Annotated in this window: 2 protein-coding genes; both read right to left on the bottom strand. The window is 23.9% G+C overall.

What is annotated here, in order from left to right:
- The coding region (locus PKV21_09170) for an ATP-dependent helicase (GenBank protein ID HOM27655.1) at positions 1 to 1984 on the bottom strand (1984 nt) is incomplete at its 3' end.
- On the bottom strand, positions 1974 to 4633 hold a 2660-nt coding region (locus PKV21_09165), incomplete at its 5' end, for a PD-(D/E)XK nuclease family protein (GenBank protein ID HOM27654.1). The genes PKV21_09170 and PKV21_09165, both read right to left, overlap by 11 nt.

Here is a 4633-nt window from a genome sequence, read left to right as displayed (position 1 = left end):
TTTTAATAATTTCTTTAACTTTATTTGAGATAGCACTGTTTTTTTCAATATTACCGGAAATAAAAAGATATTGCATTGCTCTCGTTAAAGCAACATAAAATAATCTATTTTCTTCTTTTTCCATTTGCCCTTTGAATTCGTTTTTAAATTTATCATTTGAATCATCTTTTTTATACACATAAACGTATCCATCACCTTCCTTTTTATAGAAAAATACATCATTTTTTGTACTGTAACTCAGGTCCTCAACATTAATTAAAAAAACAACTGGAGATTCAAGTCCTTTTGCCCTATGAATGGTCATAATTTTAACTGCATTCTGGTGTACTGAAAAAATATCTGCTTTTGGTTCAAGTGTATTTTTAGATAGTTCTCTGAAATTTTTTGTAATCTGATAATAAGGAAGATGTGATTGATTCTGTAATATTGATAAAAATTTTTCAACATTTGCAGTTTGCTGGGTATTTAAATTATCCCATAATTTAATTTCTTCAAGAATTTTTTCCATTAAAAACAAAATTTCAAATTTATTCATTAATTCTCTCCATTTATTCAACATATTTTTATCTATTTTGAAAATAGAATTTTCAAGATTCCATAAAGCATATTTATCTGTTGGGTCAACCAAGGCATAAAGTAATGAAAGTAGAAATTTTATTTCTGGTTCTTGATAAAATCCTATCCCTCCAATGACAACATATGGTATGTTATAACTCTTTAATTTTTCCTCCAGTAATTTAAAATCTTTATTCCTTTTTCTTATTAATATAAGAATGTCTCTAAGTTCAATTTTTTTATATTTTTTATTTTTTCTGTCAAAAACTATAAGATTTCCATCCTTTATTAGAGAACATATTTTGTTACAGACCCATTCATATTCTTTTTCTTTATCAGAAAAAGAAGATATTTCTATTTTTGATGGTAGTTTTTCCATTTTTTCATTAAAAACAAGTTCTTCTTCCTTCCATTCCTCATCATTTTTAAAGACAGTATTAACAAAATCAATTATTTCCTTTGTGCTTCTATAATTTATCTTTAATTTTTCAACTTTACAATAATTATTCAAAACTCTTTTTACTTCATCAAATAATTTACTTTCTGCACCTCTAAATCTATAAATTGATTGTTTTTTATCCCCAACAATGTAAATTCCATATCTTTCTCCTGTTTCTGCTTTTGAGCCATAACCAGACAACCAATCCTTTATCAAGTTTTCAATTATTTTCCATTGTAATAAGTTTGTATCCTGAAATTCATCAAGGAATATGAAATTCATTTTTTCATCAAAATCTTCAAGAATTATAAGAGATTCAATATTTAAATTTTCATTAAGTAATTTGAAAGTAAGTTTTTCCAGATCATTGAAATCCAAATATCCCAATTCCTTTTTTAAATTAAAATATTTTTCTTCAACATTTTTAAAAAATTTTGATATCAATTCAGTTAATGAATTAGCAGGGTGTGGAGAACCCAAAAAAACATATGGGTGTAATTTTTTCATTTCAGAAACAACTTGGGAAAATTGATTCAGTTTTAATTCTTTTAAAATTTTATAAAAAATATTTGTTTCTTCAGAATCTAAAAATGTTTTACTTAATGCCTCTGAAAAAAGTATGTCACTCTCTTTTTCTTCAATTATCTTAAAAAAAGGGTCTATATGCAAGATAAAGGCAAATCTTTTTAAAATTTTTTTTGCAAAAGAATGGATGGTAGAGAAATTTAATCTTAGAAGTATATTTTCAAGTTCAATTTTTTCCTCATCTGATAATCTTTCATATTCTCTATCAAATATTTCTTTAATCAATCTTTCCTTTAATTCTATCGCTGCATTCTCAGAAAAAGTAATTCCTATGATTTTATTTAAAAATTTATAAGAACCATAATATTCTTTCAGTTTAAGAATATCTTTTATTATAGAGTAGGTTTTTCCTGTTCCTGCAGACGCTTCATTGATAATTGCTTCAAATGGTATTTTATTTTTCATATATACATAACTCCTTATAATTACATATAAAACATTCTGATTCATTATTTACTTTCAAAAAAGAGAACTTATCCTGTAATATTTCTTCCTTTATATCATTTAAAAATTCACTTATTTTTTCAATATAATTGAATTTCTTTGTTGAAAAATCATAGATTGTGATTATTTCACTTTCTTTTTCATTTTCAATAAAACTAAAATTACATACCATACCTTTGATATTCTTATAAGAAATGTTGTTGGTGGTTGAATATATCCATGCGTATAATGGTATCTGAATATTACATTGTTTGAAAAAATCATTTTCTGTATAGGAACAATTCCAGGAAGTACCCGTTTTTATATCAATTATTGTGAGTTTATCATCCATCTTTGCAAGTATATCTATTCTTCCTTTAATAATCAAATCCTTTATTAATTTTTCATTTTCAAATTTAATATCTTTTTCAAAATCCAGTAAAACCATTCCAGAAAAGTTTTTAATTATTTTTTCAAATTTTTTTAAAACTTCATCTTGTCTCAATTTGACTATATTTCTATAAATACTGGAAATTTTGTTTTTTCTCAAATATTCATCTGCTTTTTTATTAAGTAAAGTTTCAAATATATCTTTGTACTCTTTAATTTTTTCAACATTTATGTATTTTTCTTTCTCAAAAGTTTCTTTAATACTTTCATGAATTATTTTTCCCCACATATCTGGAATTTCTCTTATTTCAGGAATTCTATATGGTTTAATTTCTTCCACCTTCTGCAAGTAAAATTTATAAGGACATTTAAGTAATAATTCCAAATCTGAAACTCCAATATTTAACTTTCCATTTTGGATGTATTTTTTCTTAAATTTGCTTATATCTATTTTAATATCAAATATTTTTTTTGAATCAATAGAAAATTCTTTTGTTATTTCTTCTTTTGGGCTGATATCAAAAATAAAAATTGATTTCATTTGAAGTTGATTTTCAACCCTTGATGGAAAAGTGAAAATTACTTTTTCATGTTCATTTCTGATTCTGTAAAAATCACATCTATCTCTTGCTATTCTTTTTTCAAAATATTCAAGTCCAAGTTCTTTTTTTACTTTATCAGGTAGTAAAAACTCTTCAATTTTAGGTGCATTGGGAAAATTTTCTTCTGTTGCACCACAGAAAAAACAAATTTTTTTTTCAATACCCAGACTTTCCATTATTCCACTGACTCTAATTCCCATACCTTTTCCTTCTTCTATTTCTATCATTTCCAGTAATTTTTTTAATAAATTTATGAATTCTTCCTTTTTCAAAAGATATGAACCATTCATTTTATCAATTAATTTTTCAAACTCAATTTTTATTTCAGGTTCAGAAGTATGCCATCCGGTCATTTCTATAATTTTTTCTAAAGTATCTTTCCATTCAGAGATAGTCATTTCTTTTTTTATTAAATTTGTACACTCTTTTAATATTTCAATACTTTTATAATTTATTTTTTCAAAATCAAAATTTTCTTTATAAAAACCTATATTTTCATATTCTTCTCTTATTTTTTCTGAAAAGTTTTCAACTTCATTTTGGTTTATTTTTGAAAAATAAGGGGAGGTTAGAATATTCATTAAAGTATTCCATTCGTATGTTTCAGCGAGAGTGAAAAATTCAAGAAGAGGAGAAATTGAAGGTTCAATAATAAAGGAATACCCGGGAATTAATTCAACAGGTAAATTGAATCTGGAAAATATCCTTTTTATATAATTTCTATAATTTAACATATCAGGACAGGTTATAAGAAAATCGTCAAGACCTATTTCTTTATTATTTTTAAATTCTCTCTCTATTAAGTTGATAATACCTTTAATTTCTTCTTCTTTTGTGGGATAATTAAAACATTCAATTTCTGGTTCATATTTTTCACCATCAATTTTTTCTATTTCCCAGTTTATTATTTTTTTTAGAAAATTAAAAGTATCATTTATTATTAATTTCTGTGTATCAATGGAAAAACAGTCAGGTTGGTAATAAGAAAAAATCACGGATTCGGTTGACTTCACAAGTTTAGCAATAAAATTTCTTTGATAATTCGGAATTTCTACTATATTTTCAAATATAATACTTTCATAATTTTCAGTAAGATGATTTGTTGCCTCATCATAAATATCTTCAATATCTATAAGATTTCTTTTGTATAAATAATTTTCGTATTCTTCAAATAAATTTAAAGCCAATTCTATATTTTTCTTATGATTTTCAAACTTGAAAGGAAAACCAGAGATTATGTTTTTTACTTCTGATAATTTTACCTTTTGTATTGAAGAAATTTTAAGTTCTTTTATAAAATTTAAAACTATCTTTGCAAATCCCTCATCTGTATATCCATAAAATTTTTCTTTTTTTTCCTTTTTGATAATGTCAATAATAATTAGAAATCTTTCTACATCAGAAATAATTTTTTTGCTACTTTTTTCTGATATGATTTTTGAGGCGAATGATTTTAATGTAAAAGAAAAAGGGAGAGCAGAATTTTTAAAGTAATTGTAAAAATTAAGTTTGAAATCTTGAACCTTACAGAAATTTGATGTAATATAAATAAAATTATTTGCTAAATTTAGTTTATCAATTTGAGATAATAAAAATTTAGTTTTATTTTTAAGATTTAAAGGTAACAGAAAAATTTTTT

Source organism: bacterium, from assembly GCA_035371905.1.
Classification (GTDB): domain Bacteria; phylum Ratteibacteria; class UBA8468; order B48-G9; family JAFGKM01; genus JAMWDI01.
This window is presented reverse-complemented; position numbering and strand designations above follow the sequence as displayed.